Consider the following 23,110-nt stretch of genomic DNA (forward strand, 5'->3'; position numbering starts at 1 on the left):
ACCGACATACCTGAAGCCACCAGCGCCACCGCGTCGTCGATGAGTTGGTCGCGTGCGCGTGCCAACGCCTTCATCGGTGGGAGCGCACCAGCTTGCTTGACCCATTCATAAACCGTGGCCTCTGCCACACCGGCATCACGCGCAATCTCGCCGACATCATCGCCTGCAACAAGCCGCGCCACAGACGCAGCCTTCACATCTTTCGGAGTCCAACGACCCGCCACAACAACCTCCAAGTCGAGGTGGCGCATTCACCCACTGACAACTCCGGGTTCTTCATCGGCATCTCGCCAAGGTAGTCTCCAGCTTTGATAATTTTGCCGTCTGACCACTCAGTTTTCTCCTCATCGCCGGGAATCGGCTCATAGAACACACTGACCTCGAGCCCGATGTCCCCGGTTTCGTTGCCCTCAACGTCAGAGATTTGCGTCTGGACCAGGATGTCGCTCATATCGCACTCCATGTCCGACTCATCGTTGCGCTCTGCTGAAGCAGTCGCAGATTCGATCCCGTAGTCCGGCCCAGCAGAGACGAATGCAGTGTGCGTAACCGGGAACCAGCCACACTCCGCATCACCCTCGTTGGTCAGCTCCACCGGATCAATTTTCAGGTGCCCGTCTCCCCATGTGCCTTCGGTCTGCCACACGGGAGAAAACACCACACGCGCGTGGTGGCGCGGCGGCACGGAAATGCGGAAGTACCGGTCCTTCGCAGTACCCCGGTCCGGGGTCACCGTGGTCTGGTACTGGCCTTCGCCCAGCCACTTCGCGCCCTCTGGGGTGTCCGAGAACTCAAAAGGCGTGCCACCCGTCTGGTACTTCTCCACCCCGCGCTGGGACAAAAACTTCAGCGACTGCGCCAAGCTGCTCGCATCGGCCGCCTCCAGGAACTGCCCGCCGCCAGCTTCCGCGATGCACTCCAGCTCCGCGCGGGCCTCCTCGTCAGCTTTGAACCCGACGGTGTGGATCGCCAGGTCCACGCCGTCGCCCGCCAGCTCTTTGGCCACGTCGCACACCTCGGGCGGCGCGCAAGTGTCGATACCGTCGGAGACCAGAATGATCGAGCGCTCGCCGTCGCTACCCAGCTGCTCTGCAGCCTTGCGCAGCGCGTTGCCCATCGGCGTGTAGCCCTTCGGCGTCAGCCCGTCGATAGCCGCGCCGAACTCTTTCTTGTCCACCTCGCCAATAGGTACGAGGCTCTGGATGTCTTTGCAGCCCTTTTCGCGATTGTCGGGCGCATTGGATTCCTGTGCACCGTAGGCAATGAGCCCCATCTTCGCGGTCGGCGGCAGGAATTCAACCAGCTCGTGGGTCGCCTTCTTCGCCGCGTCTATACGCGGGCCCTCGGCGTCCTCCTCAACCATGGAGTAGGACGCATCCAGGATCAGGACCGCCTTCGCGTCTGCGGAGCCCGCGCTTGCCGACGCCCTCGTGGTCGAGCTCGACAACGTCTTCGTCTCAGTGCTCACTGCAGTGCTCGATTCCGCGGGCCGATTCGTCGTCTCCGTCGCGAATGCAGGCGCTACCCACGCCAGCATGCAAGCGACGACAAGTACGCACACGGCCACGGACCGACTTCCCCATTTGACATGCGACATTGCTCGGGCCCTCTTCCTTATGTGTCCATTGTCACAGACCACAATAAAAGTGGACCAACACTTTGGCAACAGATGTTCCGGAGATAGCAAAAAGCCAGTCCCCGGATTTCCGAGAACTGGCTTGCATTTGGCGACCCTGACGGGACTTGAACCCGCGACCTCCGCCGTGACAGGGCGGCGCGCTAACCAACTGCGCCACAGGGCCGTACCCCCAACGGGATTCGAACCCGTGTTGCCGCCGTGAAAGGGCGGAGTCCTAGGCCTCTAGACGATGGGGGCCTGTCATCAAAGACAGCCGTTGAATCATACGACAGCGCGCCCGCAGCATCCAAATGAGCAGTACATTGGGCTTTTCCGTACACTCCCCTAGCCAGGCAGCATGAGCAGGCTGGCTGCCATGACAGCCATGCCGATGATCATGCCGTAGATGGCGGTGTGGTGCTTGCCTGTGGCAATAGCGGTGGGCAGCAGTTTGTCCAGGCTGACAAAGACCATGATTCCGGCGATCGCGGCGAAGGTGTAGCCCAACGTCTGCGGGCCCAGAAACGGCCGCAACAGCAGAAAACCAATGACAGCACCGAGCGGCTCCGCCAGACCCGACAGGGTGGCCCAACCGGCAGCTTTCCACTTCGATCCGGTGGCCTGCCGCAGCGGCACGGCCACGGCGATGCCCTCGGGGATGTTGTGGATGGCAATCGCGATCGCGATCGGCAACGCAAGCGCTGGGTCCGCCAACGCCACCGCGAACGTGGCAAACCCCTCCGGGAAGTTGTGCACCGCGATTGCCGTGGCGCTGAGTACGCCGACGTTGCGCAGCCGGGCGCGGCTCACCCCGGAAGCGTCCGGCTCTTCGTGCGGGTTGATCTCCTCCGGCACGAACCTGTCAATCAGCGCGATGAGCGCAATGCCGGCGAAAAACGCCACTGCGCCCCACAGCTCCGCGGATACGTTGCCCGCTTCTGCAAGCCCGTCGATCCCCTCGGGCAGAAGCTCCATAAATGAGATGTAGACCATCACGCCGGCGGAAAACCCCAACGCGCCAGCTAGAAAGCCTGGCCCCGGGGAGCGCTTCAGCGCCACGATAAGGCCGCCGAAGCCGGTGGACAGGCCCGCCAACAGAGAGATCCCGAGCGCGACGGTGACGGCACCCGGGGTAGCTGCTGCAAGATCCATGGCGTAAACCTAGCAGTTCAGCCCAGTAGCCGGGGGCGCGGATACGCAAAATGCCCCGGCCGAATACGGCCGAGGCATGCGGTGGGCCCTGCGGGGCTCGAACCCGCGACCTGCGGATTAAAAGTCCGTAGCTCTACCAGCTGAGCTAAAGGCCCGCGGGGGCTAATGGTAGCCCGTGGGCCCATTAGCCCGGAAATCGGGGCTGGCTTAGTCCTGCTTCAGCATCGTGCCAGTCTCTTCCATGCGCAGGTGGAAGTCGAAGGCGTGGCGCAGGTCGTGCGGGGTTGCCTGGTACTTGCACTTGGAAGCGAGCTCGACGTACTCCTCCAGCAGCGGGCGGTACGACGGGTGGGCGATGGAGATCATCTTGGCCACGCGGTCGCGCGGAGCCAGGCCACGCAGGTCGGCAACGCCGTACTCGGTGATGAAGACCATGGCGTCGTGCTCGTTGTGGTCGATGTGGGACGCGAACGGGACGATGGCGGAAATAGCGCCGTCCTTCGCCACCGACGGGGAGATGAAGGAGGAGATGTAGGCGTTTCGGGTGAAGTCGCCGGAGCCGCCCAGGGCGTTCATCAGTCGGGAGCCGTTGATGTGGGTGGAGTTGGCGTTGCCGTAGATGTCCGCCTCGATCATGCCGTTGGACGCGATCAGGCCGGTGCGGCGGATGACCTCCGGGTGGTTGGAGATGGACTGCGGGCGCAGAATGATGGACTCGCGGTAGCGCGACGCCTCGTTGTTCATCTTCTCCGCGTACTCCGGCGATAGGGAGAACGAGGTCGCGGACGCCACGGTCATCTTGCCAGCGTCGATGAGGTCAACCATGCCGTCCTGGATCACCTCGGTGTAGGCCTGGATGTTCTCAAACTTGGAGTCCATTAGGCCCGCCATCACGGCGTTGGGGACGTTGCCCACGCCGGACTGCATGACGTAGCCGTCGTAGGCCAGCCGGCCGGCTTTGACCTCGTTTTCCAAGAAGTCCAGGAAGTTGCCGGCGATCTGCTCGGAGATCTCGTCCGGCGCCTTGAACGGGGCGTTGCGGTCCGGGTCGTTGGTCTTAACGACGGCGACGACCTTCTCCGGGTCGATCTCGATGTAGGTGGTGCCGATGCGGTCGCCGCACTTGGTGATCGGGATCGGGATACGGTTCGGCAGCGGCGGCACGGTCCAGATGTCGTGCATGCCCTCGAGCTCCTCGGACTGCCACTCGTTGACCTCGATGATGATCTTCTTCGCGGCGTTGAGGAACTCCACGGAGTTGCCCACCGAGGAAGACGGGACGATGTTGCCCTCTTCGGTGATGCGCACTGCCTCGACGATGGCCAAGTCCACCTCGCCGAAGAAGCCCTGCTCAACCATCATGCCGGAGTGCGACAGGTGGATGTCCTGGAACTTCATCTCGCCAGCGTTGATCTTTTTACGCATGGTCGGGTCGGACTGGTACGGCATGCGGTAGCGCAGCGCACCGGCCTCTGCCAGCACACCGTCGCACTCCGGGGCCGTGGAGGCGCCGGTGTACATGTCGATGGAGAAGTCCTGGCCCTTGTCGTGGGCGGCCTTCGCCTTCTCCGAAATCGCGGCCGGCAGGGCCTTGGGGTAGCCGGCGCCGGTGAAGCCGGAGGTGCCGACCTTGTCGCCGTGGTTGACAAACTGGACGGCCTCTTCGGCGGACATGACCTTGTCACGCAGCTTGGCGCTTGCAATGCGGTCGCTCATGATGCTCCCTCAAATCGTTTCGTGCGGGTAGATAACATTCCCCACAATATTGTGACGTACGCCCCACTGCCAGAAACCGGGCGGAGTGCGTCGTAAAGCAAGTGCTTAGCGACGGGACCGTACCCCCGAACGGGCGTAAACCCGACGATTGGACGGGACCCATGCTGCACAGGAAGAATGGGCCGCACTATGACTGCAGTTGCCCCCGCCCTGACAATCGGCGGCATTGATCTGAGCTCCCCCGTCATCCTCGCGCCGATGGCCGGGGTGACAAACATGCCGTTTCGCGTGCTGTGCCGCGAGATTGAAGAAGAGCTCACCGGCACCTCCTCCGGTTTGTATGTCTGCGAGATGATCACGGCGCGCGCCATGGTTGCCCGCAACAAGAAAACCCTGCACATGACCACCTTTGCCGACGTGGAGACCCCGCGGTCGATGCAGCTGTACACCGTGGACCCGAAGTTCACCTACGAAGCGGTGCGCATGATCGTGGACGAAAACATCGCCGACCACGTGGACATGAACTTCGGCTGCCCCGTTCCCAAGGTCACCCGCAAAGGCGGCGGCTGCGCCATCCCATACAAGCGACGCCTCTACGGCAACATCGTCGACGCAGCGGTGCGCGCTGCCGAAGGCTCCGGCATCCCGATCACGGTGAAATTCCGCATCGGCATCGACGACGAGCACCACACGCACCTTGATGCGGGAAGGATCGCCGCCGAAGCCGGCGCGGCCGCCGTGGCACTGCACGCCCGCACCGGCGCCGAGCGCTATTCGGGCGTGGCGCACTGGGACGAGGTCGGCCGCCTGGTCGAGCACATGGACGGCACCGGCGTGCCCGTTATCGGCAACGGCGATATCTTCGCCGCCGACGACGCGGCGAAGATGATGGAGCAAACCGGCTGCCACGGCGTGGAGGTCGGCCGCGGATGCCTGGGACGGCCGTGGCTGTTCGCCCAGCTCGGCGCGCAGCTGCGCGGCGAGGAGATCCCGCCGGAGCCCACCCTGGGGCAGGTTGCAAGCATCATCTACCGTCACGCGGAGCTGCTGGCCGCCCACGACGGCGAGGAACACGCCTGCCGCGACATCCGCAAACACACCGGCTGGTACCTGCGCGGCTTCCCCGTGGGCGGCGAATTCCGCAAGTCGCTGGCCCAGGTCAGCTCCCTAACAGAGCTGAAAGAGCGCCTCGCCCCCATCGCGGACTCTGAAGAAAAGGCCCAGCACGCCGACGACGCCCGTGGGCGCCAAGGCTCCGCCGGCAAGATAGCCCTACCCGAGGGGTGGCTGGACGACCCGGAGGACGACACCGTGCCGGAAGGCGCCGAAATTGAAAATAACGGCGGGTAACATCCCCGGTTCCCGTAGCATGTAGCCATGCTACGCACCGTGTACAGGGAACATCTCCAGGCCTTCAACGAAGACGTCCTCGAGATGTGCGACTCCGTGCGCGAAGTTATGGGATATGCCACAGCCGCGCTCTTGGAGCAGTCTTTAGAGGACGCCGAGGCCGCCCTCACAGCCACCGACACGCTCAAAGAGATCAGCCAGCGCTGCGAAGAACGCAGCATGAGCCTTCTCGCGCTGCACAGCCCCGTCGCTTACGACCTGCGCCAAGTGATCTCCGCGATCTACATCGTGGAAAGCTTCGAACGCATGGGGTCCCTTGCGAAGAACATTGCGCTGTTGGCCCGCCTGCACCACCCCTCCCCCGTCTACCCCGAGCAGCTGCAAGGCTACATCCAGGAGCTCGCCCGCCTCGTCTACGAGATGGGTGCCGCGACGCGGAAACTACTGGTCGAGCCTGACGCCGACGCCGCCGTGGAGCTGCACACTATCGACGAAGGCGTGGACGACATGAAGGCCTTCCTCAGCACCCTGGTGACCGACCGGGAATGGCAGTTCACCAACCGGGAAGCCGTCGACGTGTCTATGCTGGCGCGCTACTACGAACGCTACGCCGACCGCTGCGTCAGCGTGGGCCGCCGCATGGTCTTCCTCATCACCGGGCTCAATCCTGAGGCGTACGTGCAGCAGCGAGACGAGGTGGACTACGACCCGGCGGAGAAATTCGCCACCATCGAGCGCAAGTTCCGCATCCAGAAGTAGGTGCAAAAGGGCGACGCCCCTTACGGTACGTGGTGCACCGTAAGGGGCGTCGTAAAGCGGAGTGCTTTAGCCGAAGCGACCGGAGATGTAGTCCTCGGTCTCCTTCTGCTCCGGGTTCTCGAAGATGGTGGTGGTGTCGTTGAACTCCACCAGGTGGCCCGGCTTGCCGGTGGCCTCGAGGGAGAAGAAGGCGGTCTTGTCGGACACACGCGCAGCCTGCTGCATGTTGTGGGTCACGATCACGATGGTGTACTCGTTCTTCAGCTCGTGGATGAGGTCCTCCACGGCCAGGGTGGAGATCGGGTCCAGGGCGGAGCAGGGCTCGTCCATAAGCAGGACCTCAGGGCGCACCGCGATCGCACGCGCGATGCACAGACGCTGCTGCTGGCCGCCGGAGAGGCCGCCGCCCGGCTTGTCCAGGCGGTCCTTGACCTCTTCCCACAGGTTCGCACCGCGCAGGGACTGCTCGGCGACCTCCCTGAGCTTCTTCTTGTCCTTCTCGCCGGACAGGCGCAGCCCTGCCACGACGTTGTCCTCGATGGACATGGTCGGGAACGGGTTAGCCTTCTGGAACACCATGCCGATGGTGTTGCGCACGGCGACCGGGTCGACGTTCTTGCCGTAAATGTCGTTGCCGTCGAGGAGGATCTCGCCCGTCACGGAGGCGCCGGGGATGACCTCGTGCATGCGGTTCAGAGTGCGCAGCACGGTGGACTTGCCGCAGCCGGACGGGCCGATGAAGGCGGTCACGGCCTTGGACGGGATCTGCATGTTGACGTTCTGCACGGCGTGGAAGTCGCCGTAGTAGATGTTGACGTCGTTGAGTTCGAGCTTGGTAGACATCTGGGTTTCTCCTGGGTGGGTGTGGGAACGCGGGTGGGTTACTTCTTGACCGAGTAGCGCTTCGCCACGAAACGTGCGAGCAGGTTCAGGGTGACAACGAGGATCACGAGCGTCAGCGCCGCGCCCCAGAGTCGGTCGTTTGCCGGGCCGGTTGCACCGGACTTCCACATGTCCAGCATGAACAGCGGCAGCGAGGATTGCGGCTTGTCAAACATGTTGAACCAGTTGGTGGTCGGGGTGGAGCCGACGAGGATCAGCACCGGAGCGGATTCGCCCATCACACGAGCGATGGCGAGCATGACACCAGTGACGATGCCGGACAGCGCAGTCGGCAGCACGATGCGCATGATGGTCTTCCACTTGGGAACACCCAGTGCGTAGGAGGCCTCTCGCAGGTCCATCGGAACCACGCGCAGCATCTCCTCGGTGTTGCGGACCACAACCGGGATCATGAGCAGGATCAGCGAAAGCGACACCGCGAAGCCGGAGCGCTGCTGGCCCAGGATGGTGATCCACAGGGCGTAGACGAACAGCGCCGCAACGATAGACGGCACACCGGAGAGGATGTCCACCATGAAGGTGGTCAGTTTGCCCAGCCTGTTGCCGTTGGAGTACTCCACCAGGTAGATCGCGGTGAAGATACCGATCGGGATGGAAAACAGCGACGCAACCAGCGTCTGCATGAGGGTACCGGCGATGGCGTGGAGTGCGCCGCCGCCCGGCTTGGAGGAGCGGACCCCGACCATGTCCTGGGTCCACCAGGCCGGGTCGAGCACGGCGCCCAGGCCGCGGGAGACCACGGTGATGAGCAGCCAGAGCAGCGGGATCAGCGCGAGGATCATGCACAGCCACATCAGGCCGCCCATGATGGAGTTGGTGGTCTTGCGGCTTGAAGCGATGTCCGTGAATGGGCTCTCGCCGTTGCCGCGAGAGCTGCGTGCCGGAGCGGGTTTTTGGGTAGCTACCTGGGAGGAGCCGTTGTTCGGTACTGCAGTAGACATTTCTGCTTTCCGCTCCTTACTTGTTAACGATCGCGCGCGCGATCGAGTTGACGATGAAGGTCAGCAGGAACAGCACCAGGCCGGCTGCGATGTAGGCGCCTGCGGAGACCGGGTTGTTGAACTCTGCGGCGGCGTTGGCGATCGCGGTGGCGAAGGTGGTGCCGCCGTCGAACAGGGAGCCGCGGAAGTCGTTCGCCGGTGCCACGGCCATGTACAGCGCCATGGTTTCACCCAGTGCGCGGCCCAGGCCCAGCATGGAACCGGCGATGAAGCCGGACATGCCGAACGGGATCACGGTCATGCGGATAACTTCCCAGCGGGTGGCACCGAGCGCCAGTGCGGACTCGATCTGGCCGGGAGGGGTCTGCACGAAGATCTCGCGGGCGGTTGCGGCGATGATCGGCAGAATCATGATGGCCAGGACGATGCCACCGGTCATCATGTTGCGGGCCGTGGAGAACGGCGGGGAGTTCTGGTAGGTGGCGAACAGGAAGAAGTCTCCGCCCCAGCTGTTGACCCACTTGTAAAAGTGGCCCAGCAGCGGGCCGAGCACCTGCGCGCCCCACAGGCCGTAGACGATCGACGGCACAGCGGCGAGCATGTCCACCAGGGTGCCCAGCGGGCGAACCAGCTTCGGCGGGCAGTAGTTGGACAAAAACAGCGCCACGCCGAGTGCAATCGGCATCGCGATGATCAGCGCGATCAGGGAAATGGTCACCGTGGAGAAGAACATGTTCGGGATACCGAACTTCATCGCCTCCAGGTTCGACGTCTGCCACTGGCCGCCGTAGGTGAGGAAGCCCAGCACGCCACGGTCGTTACGCATCAGGGGCGGGAGAGCCTGGATGAGCAGGAAGATGCCGATCGCCGCGACCAGCACAGTGATCAGGGTTGCGGAGATGGTGGAGAGGAACTCGAAGACGCGGTCGCCGGGACGCTTCACGCCGGCACCTTTGCCGGATTCGCCCGTCAGGGGAGCCTTCTCCTCGTGCTCCTTGGTCAGAGTGGCGCCCGTGGAGTTCTGGATTACAGGATCAGTGGTGTTCGCGGGCCCTGCGCCGCGGTCGAGGTGATCGTTAGCAGCCATATGCTCGAATCCTTCGAAGATGAATCATTGTGGACGGCGGAAAATGGGGCTCGCGCTCCGCGTCTCCGCATAGAGAGACCCCCCGAGATCGCAATCTGAGGGGGTCTATCTGCCTACCGCGGCGTTAAGACCGCGAAGGCCGGTTTGCCAGCGTTTACTTGATGGCGTTGATAGCCTCACGCAGACGCTCAGCGTGTGCACCCTTGACCGGGATGAAGCCCTCGGAAGCGAGCTCCTCATCCTGGCTGTCCAGTGCGACGTTGAGGAAGTCCTTGACCATCTTGGAGGTGGACTCGTCGTAGCCTGCGGAGCAGACGATCTCGTAGGTGGTCAGGACCAGCGGGTATGCGCCAGCGACGTCGGTCTTGAACAGCTTGTCAGCGTCGACGACCATGTTGTGGCCCTCGGTCTTGAACTCGAGGTTGTCCAGGGTCTTCTCAACAGCCTCGTCGGTCAGCTCGACCGGGCCGCCACCGAAGTCGATGTTGGCCTTCTTGTCAGCGAAGCCAGCCTCGACGTAGGTGATTGCACCCTCGGTTGCGTTGACCTCCTGTGCCACACCGGAGGAGCCGTTGGCGCCGGTGCCCACAGAGTTCGGGAATGCCTTGCCGGTGGACTCCCACTTGCCGTCGGAAGCGGCAGCCAGGAACTTCTGGAAGTTGTCGGAAGTGCCGGACTCGTCGGAGCGGTAGAAGACGTTGATCGGAGCGTCCGGAAGCTCGACGCCCTCGTTGTTCTCGGCGATCTTCGGGTCGTTCCAGGTGGTGATGACGCCCTGGAAGATCTCGACAATGTTGTCGACGGTCAGGTTCAGCTCGTCCACGCCCTCGAGGTTGTAGGCGACGGCGACCGGGCCGATAACGAACGGCAGGTGCCAAGCCTCGTTGCCGCCGCAGCGCTCTGCAGCAGCCTCAACCTGGTCGTCCTTCAGCGGGGAGTCAGAACCCGCGAAGACAGCCTGGTTGGCGATGAAGTTCTTCTGGCCGGAGCCGGAGCCGGACGGGGTGTAAGCCAGCTGAGCACCCGGAACCTCGGATGCGTAGACGGACGCGAAGTAGTCCATCGCGTTCTGCTGGGAGGAAGCGCCCTCAGCAACGAGGGTGCCTTCCTGGCCGGAGAGTTCGTAGTCGCCGGAAGCCGCGTCGCCGTCCTTGCCGTCCTTGTCGTCGGAGGAAACGGCCTCGGTTGCGGACTCAACAGCTTCGGTAGCTGCGTTGTCCTCGGAGTCGCCGCAAGCGACGAGGGAAGCGGAAGAGAGGGCAACGACGCCAGCGATTGCGGCGGTGCGCTTGAAGTTACGGATCACGGGATACCTTTCCGGTGCTAACGGGTCAGTTTCGAGTGTCGGAGCAACTGTCCGAATACTCACAAGTGAAAACCTACGGAACCCTGGTTAATGGCCGGTAGCCAGTTAAGTGAATAACTGGTGAACTCCCGTCCATCACACTGTTTTCGCAGGTTAAGTCCAGGCTACTTGTACACAACGTGACTTTCATCAACCTTGAAGCCGAGCTGCAAATACCGCTTCACGGCAGGAACATTATCCGCCTCAACATAGAGGATGACCTGCGGTGATCCCCCTCCGACAAGGTGGTTTAACCCCATTTGCATCAGTGGTCCCCCCATCCCCTCCCCCCGATGACGTGAGGCGAGCCCAACCACATACACCTCACCCGCCCCATCGGGGTGACGTTTGGTCCAGTGGAACCCAGCCAACTGTTCGCCCTCATACAGCAATTGCACACCTGCAGGATCGAACCAGTCGGCTTCCATCGCGCGGTGTAACCGCTCCAGGTCCCAGCCACCTTGCTCGGGGTGCCAGGAAAACGCGTCGTTGTTCACTTCGAGCCACTGCTTCTCGACGGCGTCCCGTCCCCAACGCTCCACCGCACCTACGTAGTCCAGCGCTTCGAACCCATCCGGCAACTCAGGCCCGCCACTAGAGATGTCGTCGGCGGAAATCCCCATCACCAGCAGCTCTCGAGACACGCTGAGCCCCAGTTTCGCCGCGAGCGCCTTCGCCCCCGCAAGGTTGCCGTGCGCCCACAGGCCAGCACCGGGGTTTTCCGCACGGACTTTGCGCGCCAGCGCCTCGCCGATCCCCTTGCGGCGGAAGTCAGGGTGCACGACCAGCTCCGCGGAGCCGTCCTCCGCCAGCCCCGCGCAGGCCACCACGTCGCCGCCGTTTTCGACCAGGAAGTGCGTATGGCGCACGCGCTCGTCGTCAAGCCCCTGCACAAAACTTTCAGAAAAGGCGGCGATGCCATCGGCATCTTCGGCGGCTTCAAGCAAGGGTCGCACGCGGTCGCCGGGCAGGTGGGCGCTTAGGATATCTGCAGTCATGGCTCCCAAGGCTACGTGCAGGAAGGAGGGCGCGGTGAAGAAAGCAGCCGTGGTTGCGGTAGCGCTCGTCGCAGCCCTCGGGCTCGCGGATACCGCACTGGCCTCGCATGTGGAGCACGACCTCGCACGCGAGGGCGTGGAGGCGGAGGTCAGCGCCGTGCCGTTTGTGTGGTCCGGCATCACCGGCCGCGTCCCCCGCGTCACCGTGAAACGCACCGACGCGGACATTCCCGGCCCCGGGGTGGGCACCGTGAGTGTGGAGATGTTCAACCTGAAGCTGGACAACCCCGCGGATGCGCTGCGCGGCGAGGTCGTCGGCGCGGATGCCCGCCTGGTGCGCCGCCGCATCCGCTTGGACGGCGTCGGCTTCGGCGAGCTACTGGGCATCACCGATCTGGACATGGCCAACCCCTACGACATCTCCCCCGCCGGCGGCGTGGCCAGCGAGGCGCGCCTGACCGGCACTGTGCCCGGCGCGCGAGAGCCCGCGACGGTGGTGGTGACACTGCGGATTGTCAACGGCACGTTCCACATGCGCCCCAGCCAACTCATCGACGTCGCAGCTGGCGAAGAACAAACCGTGCTGGACGGGTTCACCTTCGACCTGGACACCCGCGAGTTGCCCCTGGGCGGGCCCGCGGACTTGGTGCAGCTGCGCGGTGGTTCGTTTGAACTCTCCCGCGACCGCGTAAACACCGTGGTGGAACCTGCGGATCTGGAGCCGCTGGCGGGAGCGTCTACGCTGGGAAAGCATGACTGAACAGAACAACACCCCGGAACACGCTCAAGACAACAAGCTCAACGGCAACGACGCTGTGAACCTCGCGGCGGAGCAGTCCAAAAACACCGCCCACCGCAACATCCCGGAGCTGGGTTTTGAGGACATGCCGCTCGAGGCGGACACCGCGAACCTGCGTTACGGTCCCTCGCTCCACGACGGCCTGTTGGCCCTGCTGCCGCTCGTCGGCGTGTGGTCCGGCTCCGGCCAGGCCAACGACCCCTCCGACCCGGAGGGCGAGGAGTACGCCTTTGGCCAGCAGCTCATCGTTTCCCACGATGGCGAGAATTACCTGCGTTTCGAGTCCCGCATCTGGCGCCTGGACTCCGAGGGCAACGCCACCGGCGCGGACCAGCGCGAGGTGGGTTTTTGGCGCATCTCGCTCAAGGACGAGATTGAGGTGACGTTGACGAATTCCCGCGGCCTGGTGGAGATCATGTACGGCGGGCTGGTCAACGAGCGCGCATGGCAGCTCACGAGCGCCTCCACCATCGCCACGGAGACCGGCCCAGCGGCCCACGGCCCAGGCAAGCGCCTCTACGGCCTGATGCCCAACAACAACTTGGGCTGGGTGGACGAGCGCGTCGTCGACGGCGAGTCGGTGCCCTACATGTCCGCCGAGCTGAAGCGGATGGCAGGCTAGCCTATCGCGTCTTCAATGAGCTGCCTGATCTCCGACGCGTTGTCGGGGGCGGGCAGCTTTTCGCCGTCGAGGCGCTTCACGCGCGCGGCGATGCGGGTGGAGCTGACCAGCCAGACCGACTCTGCTTTGAATAGCTCGTTGAGGTAAATGTCTTTGGTCTTGCACTTCCAGCCCAGCTTTTCCGCGTGCTCGAAGACGGCGGCCTGAGTGGTGCCGGCCATCACGCCCGCCCCGGGGGCTGGTGTGCGCAGGCGCCCGCCCTTTTTCACCATGAGCACGCTCGATGTCGCCCCCTCAAGCACGCGCCCAGTCTCAGGGTCGACGTAGATGATGTCGTCCGCACCCTGCTCGCCCGCCCAACGCAGCGCAGCCATGGTCAGCGCGTAGTTGAGCGTTTTCGCGCCGTCTCGCATCCACGGCACGTTGAGGTCGATGGCGTAGCCGCGCGGGGTGGTCAGCACACTCACGCCGCGTTCGCGCTGGCGCAGCACCTTTTTCGGCAGCGGCCGCACGGTGATCCACGCGGTGGGCACTCCAGTGGTTTCGCGGCCGCGGGTCATGGTCCAGGTGCACTTGGCCTCGATGTCCGGAGCGTCCCCGCGCTCGCGGCAGTAGTCGGCCACGGCTTCCTCAGTCGCGCGAATCCAGTGTTCCCGGCCCGGCTCAGGCAGGCCCAAAAGTTCCGCGGAGCGCGCGAAGCGTTGCAGGTGCTTGTCCAGGTTCTGCGGTTTGCCCCCGCGCACCAGGATGGACTCGAAGATGCCGTCGCCGCGTGTGACGGCCGCGTCGTCCCAGAACACGTGCGGCATGTTCGGGTTCTGGCGCCGCACCGAGCCGCCGAACGGCTCCACCAGGTAGATCACGGGCGCTGGCGTTAGCTGGGGAAAAACCATAGTGCCCCTATGATAGGCGTCCATGGGTTACGCAACGGAGCTTTTGACACGTCCCGGCGCACAGGAGCTGCCCGGACCTTCGCTTCTCGACGCCAAAGGTGTCCCCTGGCACTACGGCAACCCCCTCGTGGAGCAGCGTATTACCGAGCCGACGCTGGTGGACCGCTCCCACCGCGCCGTCGTCGCCGTCTCCGGGCCGGACGCGCCGGCGTTCCTGAACAACCTGCTGTCGCAGAAGTTGGACGATGTGGCCGACGGCTTCGCCGCTTCCGCCCTGGACCTGGACGCGCAGGGGCGGATCCTGCACCACGCGGACGTGGCAGTGGCAGGCAGTGTCTACTACTTCGATCTACCCTCCTACCAGCGAGATTCCTTCGTGGACTTCCTGCGCAAGATGGTGTTCTGGTCCGAGGTGACCATTGAGGAGCCGGACCTGGGCGTGCTCACCATCCTGGGGCCGGTGGCGGAGCCGGACCTGGGCCAAGTGTTCACCCGTCGCCTCGACGGCTGGGGCGGGATCGGCCGCACCGACATCGCGGTGCCGAAGCCGCAGATTGGCCAGGTCGCCGACCAGTTCCCGCTCGCGGGCCTGATGGCGTTTACCGCCTACCGCGTTGCCGCGGGCGAGCCGGAAACGCGCGCGGATCTGGACGAAAAGTCCATCCCGCACGAGGCCCCGAGCCTGATCAACCGCGGCGAGGCCATCCGCGCCGTACACCTAGAAAAGGGGTGCTACCGCGGACAGGAAACCGTCGCCCGCGTGGAGAACCTGGGCCGTTCCCCGCGCCTGCTGGTCAAGCTGCAGCTGGACGGCTCCTCGCCGAACGAGCCCGAAAGCGGCGCAGAGATTACCGCAGGCGGTCGCAAGGTGGGCAGGCTCGGCACCGTGGTGCACGATGCCGACGAGGGACCGGTCGCGCTCGCGCTGGTGAAGCGTTCTGCGTTGCAGGCCCCGCTGGACATCGACGGCACGGCGGCGTCGGTGGACCAGTCGTCGTTGCCGGAGGATGAGGGTGAGCATGCGGGGCGCCGTGCCGTCGATAGGCTCAGGCGCGGACCTGAAAGCCAGCTATAAATGCTGTTCAGACCCCCGAAGCGCATTTTTCCTGAGCGCAAGCTATAGTGTCCTACAGGAAAATATCGTAAATAAGTATGAGGCCGCCTCTTAAGAAGGCCGCCCAAGAACCACCTCAAGGGGGTCACGCCATGGGCCGCGGACGCGCAAAAGCCAAGCAGACCAAGGTTGCTCGCCAGCTGAAGTACAACACTCCTGAAATGGACCTGGATTCCCTGCAACGTGAGCTTGCAGGCCAGGCCCCGCGACGCAGCTGGGACGACGACGAGGCTGAGGTGGACGACCAGTACGCGGAGTACGCGGACTGGGACGACGAGGACGACGACCGCTAACGTCCACAGCCTCAACAAAAAGCACCCCTCGCGGGGTGCTTTTCCTTTTGCCTAGTACTGCGGGTGCGAACCGGTCAGCACGGCCCGGGCAGTGTCGCCCTCGCCCGCGGCACGGACCTCGCCTAGGTCCCACGCGTCGATGTGGCGCGCGGCCAGGATCGCCAGGGCGCGGTCCCGATCCTCCGGGCTGACCACGGCGACCATGCCGACGCCCATGTTGAACGTCTTTTCCATCTCCTCGTCCGGCACCTGGCCGACGGACTTGATGGTGCGGAAGATCGGGCCCGGCGTCCAGGTGGTGCGGCGCATGTCCGCCACCAGGCCCTCGGGGATGATGCGCTCCATGTTGCCGGCCAGGCCGCCACCGGTGACGTGGCAGAAGGTGCGTACGTCGCACTCGGCGGCCAGCGCCAGGCAGTCCAGGGCGTAGATGCGGGTCGGCTCCAAAAGCTCCTCGCCGAGAGTGCGGTTCAGCTCCTCCATCTCCGCGTCCAACGGCAGCCCGGCGCGCTCCAGCAGCACGTGGCGGGCCAGGGAGTAGCCGTTGGAGTGCAGGCCGGAGGACGCCATCGCGATGATGGCATCGCCCTCGCGGACCTTATCCGGGCCGAGCAGCTCGGAAGCCTCGACGACGCCGACGGCGGTGGCGGAGACGTCGTACTCGTCCGGGTCCATCACGCCCGGGTGCTCAGCGGTCTCGCCGCCGAGCAGTGCGCAGCCGGCCTGGACGCAGCCCTCGGCGATGCCGGAGACGATCTCGGCGACCTTCTCGGGCACGACCTTGCCGATGGCGATGTAGTCCTGCAGAAACAGCGGCTCGGCGCCGCAGACGACCAGGTCGTCCACGCACATGGCCACCAGGTCGATGCCGATGGTGTCGTGCTTGTCCATCGCCTGCGCCACAGCGAGCTTCGTGCCCACGCCGTCAGAGCCTGCCGCCAGCAGCGGCTCTTTGTACTTGCCCAGCGCGAACAGGCCGGCAAACCCGCCCAGGCCGCCGCGGACCTCCGGGCGGGTGGCGCGCTTGGCGTGCGGGGCGAAAAGCTCCACGGCCTTGTCGCCGGCCTCGATGGACACGCCGGCGGCTTCGTAGGACACGGGTTGCTGTTCAGTACTCATTTAGGCTTCTGCACCTTTCTGGATGCGTCGGACAAGGTCGGCGTTGGGGTTGCCCTCCGGCAGACCCAGTGGGTAGTGGCCAGTGAAGCAGGCCGCGCAGAGGTTTTCCTTGGGCTGGTTCGAGGCGGCGATCATGTCGTCGATAGGCACGAATGCTAGTGAATCCGCCCCGACCATCGTGCGGATGGACTCGGCGATCGCCTCCTCCGAATCCGTGCGGCCGTGGTTGGCAATCAGCTCGCCGGGGCTGGCGAAGTCGATGCCGTAGAAGCACGGCCACTTCACCGGCGGCGAAGCGATGCGCACGTGCACCTCCGCCGCGCCCGCCTCCCGCAGCATGCGGATGAGTTTGCGCTGCGTGTTGCCGCGCACGATGGAATCGTCCACCACCACGAGCTTTTTGCCCTCGATGACTTCGCGCACCGGGTTGAGCTTCAAGCGCAGGCCCAGCTGGCGCAGGGTGTCGGAGGGCTGGATGAACGTGCGGCCCACGTACGCGTTTTTCATCATGCCCTGTTTGAACGGGATGCCGGATGCTTCCGCGTAGCCGATCGCCGCAGGGGTGCCGGATTCCGGCACGGGCATGACCAGGTCCGCCTCCACTGGGCTGACCTTGGACAGGCGGCGGCCGATCTCGATGCGGGACGCGTTGACGGTCTGGCCGTCGATGACGGAATCGGGGCGCGCCACGTAGACGTACTCGAACACGCAGTGCGCCTTCGGAGTTTCGGCGAAGCGCTCGGAGTGCACGCCGGTCTCGTCGATGGCGACCATCTCGCCCGGCTCGATGTCGCGGACGAAGGAGGCGCCGACGATGTCCAGCGCGCAAGTCTCGGAGGCAACCACCCAGCCGCCGTCGAGGCGGCCCAGCGACAGCGGTCGGACGCCGTGCGGGTCGCGCGCGGCGTAGAGCGTGTGGCCGTCGGTGACCATGAAACAGAATGCGCCCTTGACGCGGGGCAGGAGTTCACGTGCGGCGTCGAGAAGCGTCTTGCCCTCAGTGACCAGATCGGCCAACAACGCCGAAACCACCGCGGTGTCCGAGGACGAGCCCTGGCCATTTACCCCGGTAGGAGAAATGAGCTTCTTCTCAATCGCCTCGTTCTGCAGCTCCAGGTAGTTGACCAGGTTGCCGTTGTGCGCCAGCGCGATGTCCGTGCCGTTGGGCGAGGTGCGGAACATCGGCTGGACGTTCTCCCACGAGTTGCCCCCGGCCGTGGAGTAGCGGGTGTGACCGATGGCCACGTCGCCCTGCAGTGCTTCCAGCGCGGGTTCGTCGAAGACCTGGCTGACCAGACCGGTGTCCTTGAACACCACCAGCTTGTCCGAGTCTCCTACCGCGATACCGGCGCCTTCCTGGCCGCGGTGCTGCAACGCGAACAAGCCGAAGTAGCTCAGCTTGGCCACGTCCTCGCCCGGCGCCCAGACGCCGAACACGCCGCATTCGTCGCGCGGGGTGTCGCTGTCGATATCGAAGTCCTGACTTGGTTTAGGGCTCTCCGTAAACACGCCCCTCACTGTATCCGAGTCCGCCTAGCGCAGCGCAATCACGGGAAGGCCGGCGGCGATTTCTGCGGCGCGGGAACCGGAGGCGTCGATAGTCCCCCGCTCGAGCTCCTCGTCGAACGAGCCCAGCCCAGTGGCCAGCCGCAACCACGTCTCCGGTCGCATCTCCACCACGTTCGGCGGGGTGCCGCGCGTGTGCCGCGGCCCCTCGACGCACTGCACCGCCACAAACGGCGGCACACGCAGCTCCACTGAGTGGCCCGGGAGCTCCTCGGCGAGGGTGCGCGCGGTGCGCCGGCAAGCATTCGCAAGCTCGCTTCTCGACGGCTCCGCTTCCCCACCTTCCAACCACCCAGCCACCTGCTGGATCGCCTCACGTGTCAGCGCCGGGTCTTGTTTCTGCACCATGACACTCCATATTAAGGTGGCCCCATGCCGAATACCCGCGTCGCCGCCGAGCGCTCCCCGTCCGTGACCCTGCGATTCATGGCCTCCCCCACCGACGTGCTGCACCACGGCGCCCAAGGTGTCTCCGGCGGCCGCGTGCTGGAGTGGATCGATAAAGCCGCCTACGCCTGCGCCGCACAGTGGTCCGCCACGTACTGCGTCACCGCATACGTGGGGCACATCCACTTCACCCGCCCGATCCCCTCGGGCCACATCGTGGAGGTGCGCTCCCGCATCGCTATGACCGGGCGGTCGTCCATGCACATTGTCAACGAGGTGCTCTCCGCCGACCCCCGCGAGGGCGTGTTCACCCGCGCCTGCGACTGCCTCGTGGTCTTCGTGGCCAAGGACCCCGACACCGGCAAGTCCATGGCGGTGCCCACCTTCGTGCCCACCGACGACGAGGAGCGCCGCGTCGCCGATGCCGCGAAGTCCCGCATCGGGCTGCGCCAGGCCATCGAGTCGGAGATGGAGGCGCAAACCTACACCGACGACTCCACCGCCCCGCGCATCGTGCACCGCTTCATGGCCAAACCCACCGACGTGAACTGGGGCGGCAATGTCCACGGTGGCACCGCCATGGAATGGATCGACGAGGCCGGCCTGGCCTGCACCATGGAGTGGTCCGGCGAGCGCACCGTGGCGGTCTACGCCGGCGGCATCCGCTTCTACCAGCCCGTGCACATCGGCGACCTGATCGAGGTGGATGCGCGCATCACCCGCACCGACTCGCGCTCCATCCACACCTCGGTGCACCTGCGCGCCGGCGACCCGCGCGGCGGGCGCGAGAACCTGAAGGACGCCATCCACGCCACGTTCACCTACATCGGCATCGACATCGACGGCAGCCCCCTGCCGGCGCGCCAGTTCACGCCGGTGACCGAGGAGGACAAGCGGCTGTGGGAGCACACGCAGACGCTCAAGGATCTGCGCGGGCAGTACGAGCCGGTGCCGCTGGTCAAGCCGCTGCCGCCGGTGCAGCGCACGTCCTAAGTTTTCCGCACCCGTATAAGCGTTTGGGGAATGTGGCAAATAATTGCCACATTCCCCAAATGCTTTATTGGTGGTCGCGCTGAACCGTTAAACCGCCGCGTTCGGCGCCGTTGCGGCCGCGAAGTGCGACGGCATGGTCGCCGCCCACGCACCGGCGAGCTCCAGCATCTGGACCTCTTCGCCAGCGACGTGCAGCACGCCGTCGTTGGTGGTCTCTCCCAGCACAGTGACCGGTATGCCCGCGGAGGTCGCGCGCTCCACGGCTGCCTCTGCACGGTCGCTGGTCACGGCGACCAGGACGCGGGAGGCGGACTCGGAGAACAGCGCGGTGAACGCGTCCGCGTGCACGCCCTCCAGGTTCAGCTCCGCGCCCTTGTCAGAGCCGAGCAGCAGCTCGAACACCGCCTGGGACAGGCCGCCCTCGGACAGGTCGTGCGCGGCCGCGATGCCGGCGGCGTTGCCGGCGAAGAACTCCGCCAGGCGCGCCTCGTTGGCCAGGTCCACCTGCGGCGGCAGGCCAGCCAGGCCCGCACCGGAGATGTCCTGCCACACGGAGCCGCCGAACTCGTCCTTGGTCTCGCCCAGCAGAAACAGGGTGTACTGCTCGTCCGCGGACGGCAGCGCGTGCGGGATGGCCTTCTCCACGTCCTCCATCACGCCCAGCACACCGACTACGGGGGTGGGCAGGATCGGCGTCTCGCCGGTCTGGTTGTAGAAGGACACGTTGCCACCGGAGACTGGGATGGCCAGTTCAGCGGAGCCGTCGGCAAGCCCGTGCACCGCCTCGCGGAACTGCCACATCACGTCCGGGTTCTCCGGGGAGCCGAAGTTGAGGCAGTTGGTCACCGCAACCGGTGTGGCGCCGGTGACGGCGACATTGCGGTACGCCTCCGCCAGCGCGAGGCGCGCGCCCATGTTCGGGTCGAGGTAGGTGTAGCGGCCGGACGCATCAGCGGAGACGGCAACGCCGCGGTTGGTCTCCTCGTTGATGCGCAGCACGCCGGAGTTGGCGTACTTGGCCTGCACAGTGTTGCCGCGCACGTAGCGGTCGTACTGCTCCGTGATGAAGTCGCGCGAGCACAGCGCGGGCGATGCGACCATCTTCAGCCATGCGTCCTTGATGCCGCTTTGCTTCTCGACGTCACCCCCGCCCTGCACACCGTCCTGCCAATCCGGGCGCGCGTAGGGGCGCTCGTAGACCGGGCCCTCGTCGATGGTTGACGGCGGGGCGTCCACCACGAGCTCGCCGTTGTGGAACACCTGGAGGCGATCCTCGTCCGAGGTGACCTCGCCGATGACGGACGCAAGCACGTCCCACTTGGCGCAGATCTCCATGAACTTATCGACGTCCCCCGGCGCCACAACCGCACACATGCGCTCCTGCGACTCGGAGGCGAGAATCTCCGCGGCGGACATGTTCTCCGCGCGCAGTGGGACATTGTCCAGGTTGACTGTCATGCCGCCGTCGCCGGACGCCGCGAGCTCGGAGGTGGCGCAGGACAGGCCGCCGCCGCCCAGGTCCTGGATGCCCTCGACCACGCCGGCGGCGTAGAGCTCGAGACAGCACTCGATAAGGACCTTCTCCGCGAACGGGTCGCCCACCTGCACGGCCGGCAGCTTGCGCTCCTCGCCCTCCTCGAAGGTGGCGGAGCCCAGCACGGACACGCCGCCGATGCCGTCGAGGCCGGTGCGGGAGCCGAACAGGATGACCTTGTTGCCGGTGCCGGAGGCGAACGCCAGGTGGAGGTCATCCACCTTCAGCGTGCCCACGCACAGCGCGTTGACCAGCGGGTTGCCGGCGTACGCCGGGTCAAAGACGGTCTCGCCGCCGATGTTGGGCAGGCCCAGGCAGTTGCCGTAGCCACCGATGCCGTGGACCACACCCGGCAGGACGCGCTTGGTGTCGTCGGCGTCGATGGCGCCGAAGCGCAGCTGGTCCATCACGGCGATCGGGCGGGCGCCCATGGCCATGATGTCGCGGACGATGCCGCCGACACCGGTGGCCGCACCCTGGTAGGGCTCCACGAAGGAGGGGTGGTTGTGGCTTTCCACGCGGAAGGTCACCGCGTCGCCGCCGCCGATGTCCACCACGCCGGCGTTCTCGCCGATGCCGGCGAGGATCTTCGAGGCCATCTCCTCGGTCATGGTCTGGCCGAAGTAGCGCAGGTGCGTCTTAGAGGACTTGTAGGAGCAGTGCTCGGACCACATGACGGAGTACAGCGTCAGCTCCGCGTCGGTAGGCCTGCGGCCCAGAATCGCCTTGATCTTGGCGTACTCGTCGTCCTTCAGCCCCAGCTCGGCGTACGGCTGCTCGAGCTCCGGGGTGTCGAAGGCGTTGTCGACGGTGTCGTTGTGCACAGTCATTTCGGGTCTACGCTCCGATCTTCGAAATCGCGTCGATGGCGGAAGTGAACAGGCCGAGACCGTCCGTGGACGGGCCGGTCAGCGTCTCAATGGCGTGCTCCGGGTGCGGCATGAGACCCACCACGCGGCCGGTCTCGTTGGTCACGCCGGCGATGCCGTTGATGGAGCCGTTGAAGTTATCCGAGTAGCGGAACACCACACGGCCCTCCTTCTCCAGCGCCTCAATGGTCTCCGGAGCGGCCTGGAAACGGCCCTCGCCGTGCTTGGCGGGGACGTAGATACGCTCGCCCAGCTGGCTGGTCCAGGCGGTTTCGGTGTTTTCCACCTCGAGGTAGGTGTCCACGCAGTGGAAGTTCAGGCCCTGGTTGCGGGTCAGCGCGCCCGGCAGCAGGCCAGTCTCGGTGAGGATCTGGAAGCCGTTGCAAATGCCGAGGACAGGCATTCCCTTCTTCGCAGCCTCCACGACGGCTCCCATCATCGGCGCCTGCGCGGCGATCGCGCCCGAACGCAAGTAATCGCCGTAGGAGAAGCCGCCCGGGACGACAACCGCATCCACGCCGGTGAGGTCATTGTCCGCGTGCCACAGCTGGCGCGGTTCGGCACCGGCGAGGCGGACGGCGCGCAGCGCGTCAACGTCGTCAAGCGTGCCTGGGAAAGTAATGACTCCGATAGTTGCGCTCATCGCACAACCTCGAAGTCCTCGATAACGGTGTTGGTCAGCAGCGTTTCAGCCATGCGCTGCAGCTCGGCGTCGGAGACCGAATCATCCACCTCAATTTCAAAGCGCTTGCCCTGGCGGACGTCGGTCACCCCCTCGACTCCAATCCGGCCCAGTGCGCGGAGCACCGCCTGACCCTGCGGATCAAGAATTTCGGCCTTGGGCATGACATTAACGACGACTCGTGCCATGAGAATCCTTCACGTTTCGGGAGGTTGATCGACCTTTGCGGTACGCGCGTCAGTATATCGGACGCCCCGACACGGCCCGAAACCCTAGCTGACCGGCGAAAAGTGAACGAACGGTGAATTCTTGGGAAAACCTGTCATCTCGCCAAGCGCAATCTGAGTGCCGCGGTTAGTTTGTTTTTGCT

23 protein-coding genes and 3 tRNA genes are annotated in these 23,110 nt (G+C 65.0%); 7 read left to right on the plus strand and 19 right to left on the minus strand.

Features of this window, described 5'->3' with window-relative positions; translation table 11 throughout:
• From NUW87_RS07650 to scpC, 7 genes are all read right to left on the minus strand, one after another.
• On the minus strand, window positions 1–182 hold a 182-nt coding region (locus NUW87_RS07650), incomplete at its 3' end, for a hypothetical protein (RefSeq protein ID WP_439099503.1).
• Between the two features lie 11 nt (window positions 183–193).
• Window positions 194–1,468 carry a vWA domain-containing protein gene (locus tag NUW87_RS07655; protein ID WP_269027929.1) on the minus strand — a complete coding sequence of 425 codons (1,275 nt, stop codon included), beginning with the start codon at window positions 1,466–1,468 and terminating at the stop codon, window positions 194–196.
• 257 nt (window positions 1,469–1,725) lie between these two features.
• Window positions 1,726–1,802: transfer RNA gene (locus NUW87_RS07660), tRNA-Asp, on the minus strand.
• Between the two features lies 1 nt (window position 1,803).
• Window positions 1,804–1,876 (minus strand) — tRNA-Glu (locus tag NUW87_RS07665).
• Window positions 1,877–1,963: 87 nt separating this feature from the next.
• Window positions 1,964–2,770 (minus strand): zinc transporter ZupT, encoded by an 807-nt coding sequence (gene zupT, locus NUW87_RS07670; RefSeq protein WP_269027930.1) that lies wholly within the window; start codon window positions 2,768–2,770, stop codon window positions 1,964–1,966.
• A gap of 82 nt (window positions 2,771–2,852) precedes the next feature.
• Window positions 2,853–2,925 (minus strand) — tRNA-Lys (locus NUW87_RS07675).
• A 52-nt stretch (window positions 2,926–2,977) separates the two neighbouring features.
• The gene (gene scpC / locus NUW87_RS07680) at window positions 2,978–4,486 is read right to left on the minus strand and encodes a succinyl-CoA:acetate CoA-transferase ScpC (protein WP_269027931.1); all 1,509 of its coding nucleotides are present in this window, start codon (window positions 4,484–4,486) and stop codon (window positions 2,978–2,980) included.
• Between the two features lie 189 nt (window positions 4,487–4,675).
• Here scpC and dusB point away from each other — a divergent pair, with 189 nt between their 5' ends.
• Both dusB and NUW87_RS07690 read left to right on the plus strand, forming a co-directional pair.
• A complete protein-coding gene (dusB, locus tag NUW87_RS07685; protein ID WP_269027932.1) occupies window positions 4,676–5,836 on the plus strand; it encodes a tRNA dihydrouridine synthase DusB in 1,161 nt (386 codons plus the stop codon).
• A gap of 27 nt (window positions 5,837–5,863) precedes the next feature.
• Window positions 5,864–6,595 carry a phosphate signaling complex PhoU family protein gene (locus NUW87_RS07690; RefSeq protein ID WP_239218084.1) on the plus strand — a complete coding sequence of 244 codons (732 nt, stop codon included), beginning with the start codon at window positions 5,864–5,866 and terminating at the stop codon, window positions 6,593–6,595.
• Between the two features lie 66 nt (window positions 6,596–6,661).
• Here the strand turns inward: NUW87_RS07690 and pstB are convergent, their stop codons facing one another.
• The 5 genes from pstB to mshD form a co-directional block, all read right to left on the minus strand.
• A complete protein-coding gene (gene pstB / locus NUW87_RS07695) occupies window positions 6,662–7,438 on the minus strand; it encodes a phosphate ABC transporter ATP-binding protein PstB (RefSeq protein ID WP_269027933.1) in 777 nt (258 codons plus the stop codon).
• 38 nt (window positions 7,439–7,476) lie between these two features.
• Entirely contained in the window at window positions 7,477–8,304 is an 828-nt protein-coding gene (gene pstA, locus NUW87_RS07700; RefSeq protein WP_269027994.1) for a phosphate ABC transporter permease PstA, read from the minus strand.
• Between the two features lie 151 nt (window positions 8,305–8,455).
• A complete protein-coding gene (gene pstC, locus NUW87_RS07705; protein WP_269027934.1) occupies window positions 8,456–9,526 on the minus strand; it encodes a phosphate ABC transporter permease subunit PstC in 1,071 nt (356 codons plus the stop codon).
• A 154-nt stretch (window positions 9,527–9,680) separates the two neighbouring features.
• Complete coding sequence (gene pstS, locus NUW87_RS07710; protein ID WP_269027935.1) at window positions 9,681–10,832, minus strand: phosphate ABC transporter substrate-binding protein PstS; 1,152 nt, start codon at window positions 10,830–10,832, stop codon at window positions 9,681–9,683.
• Window positions 10,833–10,996: 164 nt separating this feature from the next.
• On the minus strand, window positions 10,997–11,869 hold the full coding sequence (gene mshD, locus NUW87_RS07715) for a mycothiol synthase (RefSeq protein ID WP_269027936.1): 873 nt from the start codon (window positions 11,867–11,869) through the stop codon (window positions 10,997–10,999).
• Between the two features lie 34 nt (window positions 11,870–11,903).
• Between mshD and NUW87_RS07720 the strand changes: the two genes are divergently transcribed.
• Together NUW87_RS07720 and NUW87_RS07725 are read left to right on the plus strand one after the other, a co-directional pair.
• Window positions 11,904–12,629, plus strand: a complete 726-nt coding sequence (locus NUW87_RS07720; RefSeq protein ID WP_269027937.1) for an LmeA family phospholipid-binding protein — start codon at window positions 11,904–11,906, stop codon at window positions 12,627–12,629.
• Window positions 12,622–13,290, plus strand: a complete 669-nt coding sequence (locus NUW87_RS07725) for a heme-binding beta-barrel domain-containing protein (protein ID WP_269027938.1) — start codon at window positions 12,622–12,624, stop codon at window positions 13,288–13,290. The genes NUW87_RS07720 and NUW87_RS07725 overlap by 8 nt, the downstream gene beginning before the upstream one ends.
• Here the strand turns inward: NUW87_RS07725 and NUW87_RS07730 are convergent.
• Window positions 13,287–14,183, minus strand: a complete 897-nt coding sequence (locus tag NUW87_RS07730) for an aminodeoxychorismate lyase (protein WP_269027939.1) — start codon at window positions 14,181–14,183, stop codon at window positions 13,287–13,289. The two genes, NUW87_RS07725 and NUW87_RS07730, sit on opposite strands and share 4 nt — an antisense overlap.
• A gap of 22 nt (window positions 14,184–14,205) precedes the next feature.
• On the opposite strand from NUW87_RS07730, the gene ygfZ reads away from it, so the two are divergent.
• Both ygfZ and NUW87_RS07740 read left to right on the plus strand, forming a co-directional pair.
• A complete protein-coding gene (gene ygfZ / locus NUW87_RS07735; protein WP_269027940.1) occupies window positions 14,206–15,258 on the plus strand; it encodes a CAF17-like 4Fe-4S cluster assembly/insertion protein YgfZ in 1,053 nt (350 codons plus the stop codon).
• A 131-nt stretch (window positions 15,259–15,389) separates the two neighbouring features.
• Window positions 15,390–15,590: a DUF3073 domain-containing protein gene (locus NUW87_RS07740; protein WP_181889030.1), complete on the plus strand. Its 201-nt coding sequence runs from the start codon at window positions 15,390–15,392 to the stop codon at window positions 15,588–15,590.
• A 51-nt stretch (window positions 15,591–15,641) separates the two neighbouring features.
• On the opposite strand, the gene purM is transcribed toward NUW87_RS07740, so the two are convergent.
• The 3 genes from purM to NUW87_RS07755 are packed head-to-tail and all read right to left on the minus strand — an operon-like array spanning window position 15,642 to window position 18,623.
• Window positions 15,642–16,709 (minus strand): phosphoribosylformylglycinamidine cyclo-ligase, encoded by a 1,068-nt coding sequence (gene purM, locus NUW87_RS07745; RefSeq protein ID WP_269027941.1) that lies wholly within the window; start codon window positions 16,707–16,709, stop codon window positions 15,642–15,644.
• Complete coding sequence (gene purF, locus NUW87_RS07750) at window positions 16,710–18,218, minus strand: amidophosphoribosyltransferase (RefSeq protein WP_269027942.1); 1,509 nt, start codon at window positions 18,216–18,218, stop codon at window positions 16,710–16,712.
• Window positions 18,219–18,242: 24 nt separating this feature from the next.
• Window positions 18,243–18,623: a sterol carrier family protein gene (locus NUW87_RS07755; protein WP_269027943.1), complete on the minus strand. Its 381-nt coding sequence runs from the start codon at window positions 18,621–18,623 to the stop codon at window positions 18,243–18,245.
• Between the two features lie 24 nt (window positions 18,624–18,647).
• Between NUW87_RS07755 and NUW87_RS07760 the strand changes: the two genes are divergently transcribed.
• Window positions 18,648–19,655, plus strand: coding sequence for an acyl-CoA thioesterase (locus NUW87_RS07760; protein ID WP_239218063.1), 1,008 nt, complete (start codon window positions 18,648–18,650; stop codon window positions 19,653–19,655).
• An 87-nt stretch (window positions 19,656–19,742) separates the two neighbouring features.
• Here NUW87_RS07760 and purL read toward each other — a convergent pair whose 3' ends face one another.
• Genes purL through purS form a run of 3 tightly spaced genes read right to left on the minus strand, consistent with a single transcriptional unit; the run spans window position 19,743 to window position 22,928 of the window.
• A complete protein-coding gene (gene purL / locus NUW87_RS07765) occupies window positions 19,743–22,019 on the minus strand; it encodes a phosphoribosylformylglycinamidine synthase subunit PurL (protein WP_269027944.1) in 2,277 nt (758 codons plus the stop codon).
• 7 nt (window positions 22,020–22,026) lie between these two features.
• Window positions 22,027–22,701: a phosphoribosylformylglycinamidine synthase subunit PurQ gene (gene purQ / locus NUW87_RS07770; RefSeq protein ID WP_063937249.1), complete on the minus strand. Its 675-nt coding sequence runs from the start codon at window positions 22,699–22,701 to the stop codon at window positions 22,027–22,029.
• Entirely contained in the window at window positions 22,698–22,928 is a 231-nt protein-coding gene (gene purS / locus NUW87_RS07775; RefSeq protein WP_074432067.1) for a phosphoribosylformylglycinamidine synthase subunit PurS, read from the minus strand. The genes purQ and purS overlap by 4 nt, the downstream gene beginning before the upstream one ends.
• Window positions 22,929–23,110: the final 182 nt, after the last annotated feature.

Origin of the sequence: Corynebacterium pilbarense (assembly GCF_026930265.1) — a bacterium.
GTDB lineage: Bacteria > Actinomycetota > Actinomycetes > Mycobacteriales > Mycobacteriaceae > Corynebacterium > Corynebacterium pilbarense.